The following is a 3,819-nucleotide window of genomic DNA, read 5'->3' on the forward strand; positions in this document are numbered from 1 at the left end:
GCGAATGATGCGGGCATTTTCCAGGTAAAACTGCACCAGACCTCGCACCTGCGCCTGCCCCGCTTCGGAATAAACTGCCTCTGCCCCTCGTTGCACAATGTAGGACACCCCGTTGAACTTGGTGGATTGGCGGCGATACCACAAGCTCCACAGATCCACCCAGGATCCATCGGCAGCTTGCCCCCGCACAGACTTGGGCACTACCGTAAAGGCGCAGCGGGTGCCGGTAAACCCAGCGGTTTTGGAAAAGGAGCGGAACTCAATAGCGCATTCCCGCGCCCCCGGAATCTCGTAGATGGAGTGGGGGATCCCAGGCTCGGTGATGTAAGCTTCGTAGGCGGCGTCGAACAGGATCAAGGAGTTGTGGGCACGGGCATAGTCCACCCAGTTCTGCAGATGCTCCCGCGTGGCCACTGCACCTGTGGGGTTATTGGGGAAGCAGAGGTAGATCACATCCACCTTTTGGCTGGGCAGGCTGGCGGTGAAGTGATTTTCGGCGGTGATGGGCAGATAGACTAGGCCCTCATATTCGCCGCGTTCGTTGGCTGGCCCTGTATGGCCCGCCATCACGTTGGTGTCCACATAAACCGGATAGACGGGATCCGTGATGGCAATGGTGTTGTCGTGGCCGAGGATATCCAGGATGTTGCCGCAGTCGCACTTGGAGCCATCGGAGACGAAGATCTCGGAAGCATCGATATCGCAGTTGCGAGCTTGGAAGTCGTGCTGGGCAATGGCCTGGCGCAGCCACTCATAGCCTTGTTCTGGCCCATAGCCGCGGAAGGTGGCCCGTTCCCCCATCTCTTCCACCGCCCGGATCATGGCTGTCCGACAGGCTTCCGGCAGCGGCTCGGTGACATCGCCAATCCCCATTTTGATGATCTGAGCTTCGGGATGGGCGGCGGCAAAGGATTGTACCCGTCGGGCAATTTCAGGGAAAAGATAGCCGGCTTTGAGCTTAAGGAAATGGTCGTTGATCCTGGCCATGGAGATTTGCCGAAGAGGAGTTGACATTCCCCCCTAAAAGCAGGGGATTCTTTCAAGCGCTCCGCGCCGCCAGAGGCGAACAGCGCTATGGGCATGGAGCTCATTCTCTGAGGTGTTGGGGAACCAGCGCAGGAGGCCGGTGGGTTTGAGCCACAGACCTTTCTTGCGCACCACGCGCCAAAAGGCGACGAGGGCTCTGAAATACAATTCTCCAGAGGCCAAAGCCAACTGGTGCAACTGTGGGAAAGTCGCTGACTTCAGCTCCGGACGCAATACACTGACTTTCACCAGTGCCTCGAGAAAGATCATAGCGCTCTGTGCCACCAGAGGCGTTCGCGAAAGCATCGCGTAGCGATAAAGCAAAAGCCGCCCTACTGGCTTGCTAAGGCCTACGGCCCGCCAAGGCGAACCGCGTAGCGGTAAGTCGGGGCTTGTTCGTTTTAGCAGCGCGGAGCGCCGAACCCGGTTTTCCTGGTCAGCCGGCTTGGCGTTGCTGCTGCAGCTCGGCAAAGGCCCGACAGAAGTCTTCCTGTTGGATGACCAGGGTTTTGGCATCCACCGACTCTGAGGTGGCCCGGTGGCGACGAATGGCAGCGATGGCGGCGCGGTTGCTGAGCAGGGCGAGGTCGGCACCACTCCAACCTTCGGTTTGCTCAGCCCACCCTTGCAAATCCACATCGGGCCCCAGGGGACGCTTGCGGTTGTGAACCGCCAAAATTTCCCGTCTCCCGTTGCGATCTGGCAGCTCCACGCTCAAGTGCAGCTCCAACCTGCCGGCCCGGGTGAGGGCGGGATCCAAACTGGCCTTGCGGTTGGTGGCGGCCACCACCAATACCCCTTGGCTGGGGCGGATCCCGTCCAGCTCTGCCAGCAGTTGCCCCAGAACGCGGTCGCTGACCCCACTATCCCCGGAGTAGCTGCCTCGCGCCGGGGCCAGGGTATCGATCTCGTCGATGAAAATCACGCAGGGGGCACACTGCCGAGCACGGGCAAACAGCTCCCGCACCGCCTGCTCGGAGGATCCCACCCATTTGCTGAGCAGCTCCGGGCCGGAGACGGCGATGAAGTTGGCCTTAGCCTGGGAAGCGATGGCTTTGGCCAACAGGGTTTTGCCGGTGCCGGGCGGCCCGCTCAGGAGGATCCCCTTGGGTGCTTGGGCCTGAGCCTGCTCGTACAACTCAGGGTGAAGCAGGGATCCCTCGATGGCCTCTTGCAAAATCTGCTTGGCGTGATCCAAACCGCCAATTTGATCCCAGCTCACCTGTGGGGATTCGATCTCCACCGAGCGCAGCACCGCCGGCTTCACCTGTTGCAGAGCCTGTTGAAAATCTGCCGCCGAGACCGTCAACGAGTCGGGGATGGGGGATCCCAAATCGGGCACCTGCCGCCGCAAAGCCGCATAGGCTGCCGCCTGACACAACCCCCGCAGATCTGCCCCCACAAAGCCCAAGGTCTGATCCGCCAAGCTGTCCAGATCCACATCCTCCGCCAAGGGCATGTCGCGGGTGTGGATGGCCAAGATCTCCCGCCGCCCCTCCCGATCCGGCACCTTGAAGATCACCTCCCGGTCAAAGCGCCCCGGTCGCCGCAGAGCCGGATCCAAAGCCTCGGGCCGATTGGTGGCTGCCAGCACCACGATCCCTTTTTGGGCCACAAATCCATCCATCAGCCCCAGCATTTGGGCCACCAGGCGTTTTTCCACTTCCCCCTCGACGGTGGCGCGGTTGGGCACCAAGGCATCGATTTCGTCAATAAAAACCAGACAGGGAGCCGATTTGGCCGCCTTTTCAAAAAGCTGTCGCAGGCGCGCCTCCGCCTCGCCGTAATACTTGCCGATCAGCTCCGGGCCGACAATGGCGATGTAGTTCACCCCCAGGCTCTCGGCCAGGGCGCGGGCCGTCAGGGTTTTGCCGGTGCCGGGGGGGCCTACCAACAACACGCCGCGGGGCGGATCCAACCCCAGCTTGGCCAGCAGATCGGGCCGCTTGAGGGGAAGCTCTACCATCTCCCGCAGGATTTGCAACTGTTCTTTCAGCCCACCCACATCCTTGAGACGTGGCCCAGCCCAAGACTCTGCGCGGTCGGCAGAAGTTGATGGCGAGTCGGGCACAGCAGCCTGGGATGGTTCCTGAAAGCGGGTTGCAGACACCACTCGGGGCTCGCTGCTCCAGGGGGGATCCCCCGTTTGGGCATGGCTGCGGCGGCGAGGGATGGAGCCGGAAGGGGGGATAGAACTGCTCAGGGGACGGGTTTGGATGCGGACTTCGGTTCGCAGTTCTCCACTTTGTTTTTTCTCATCCAGCTTCTGAGCCAGCTCGATCAACTGCTCAATGCCCTGTACAAAGTCGCTTAAATTGGCCATAGCCGGGATTTTCCATCCACACACGTTATCTGAAATTGACCCGCCAGAGGTGCTAACTCATCCCCTGCCTGGCCAGCTCAGGTGAGGAGAGTTCCACGGCCAGATGCCCAGTATGATACCCTTCACTGCGGCTGCTGTCGGCGTTGGGCCAGGAGAATCTGCTCTCGGATCCAGCCCAGCCAGGGCTCCAGCCCGACGCCCGTCTTGGCAGAAAGACAAAAAATCGGCACAGAAGGGTTGATCTCGCGGATGTTGGCCTGGATCCGCTCCAAATCCACCTCTAAGACAGGAACCAGATCCACCTTGGTGATCAGTAGACAATCCGCCTCTCGAAACATAATCGGGTACTTGAGAGGCTTGTCTTCCCCTTCTGTGACGCTGAGCAGGGCTACCTTGGCGTGTTCCCCCACCTCAAACTCCGCCGGGCAGACCAAGTTGCCGACATTTTCCACCAGCAGCAAATCCAGTTG

At 60.6% G+C, this 3,819-nt stretch carries 4 protein-coding genes; all 4 read right to left on the reverse strand.

Annotated elements, in window-relative coordinates:
* Nucleotides 1-987, reverse strand: a 987-nt coding sequence (locus NW849_RS14035) for an LL-diaminopimelate aminotransferase (protein WP_414358432.1), incomplete at its 3' end; no start/stop codon positions are given.
* Between the two features lie 33 nt (nt 988-1,020).
* Nucleotides 1,021-1,296, reverse strand: coding sequence for a hypothetical protein (locus NW849_RS14040; protein ID WP_414358425.1), 276 nt, complete (start codon nt 1,294-1,296; stop codon nt 1,021-1,023).
* Nucleotides 1,297-1,462: 166 nt separating this feature from the next.
* On the reverse strand, nt 1,463-3,349 hold the full coding sequence (locus NW849_RS14045; RefSeq protein WP_414358428.1) for an AAA family ATPase: 1,887 nt from the start codon (nt 3,347-3,349) through the stop codon (nt 1,463-1,465).
* Between the two features lie 122 nt (nt 3,350-3,471).
* Nucleotides 3,472-3,819 (reverse strand): hydrogenase nickel incorporation protein HypB (gene hypB, locus NW849_RS14050; RefSeq protein WP_414358431.1); only part of this gene is annotated, 348 nt, incomplete at its 5' end.

Origin of the sequence: Synechococcus sp. R55.3 (genome assembly GCF_047461975.1) — a bacterium.
In the GTDB taxonomy this organism is placed as follows: domain Bacteria; phylum Cyanobacteriota; class Cyanobacteriia; order Thermostichales; family Thermostichaceae; genus Thermostichus.

Excerpts from the sequence above, each read along its gene's own strand:
- NW849_RS14040 (WP_414358425.1), bottom strand. The coding sequence starts at position 1,296 with ATGATCTTTCTCGAGGCACTGGTGAAAGTCAGTGTATTGCGTCCGGAG.
- NW849_RS14045 (WP_414358428.1), bottom strand. The coding sequence starts at position 3,349 with ATGGCCAATTTAAGCGACTTTGTACAGGGCATTGAGCAGTTGATCGAG.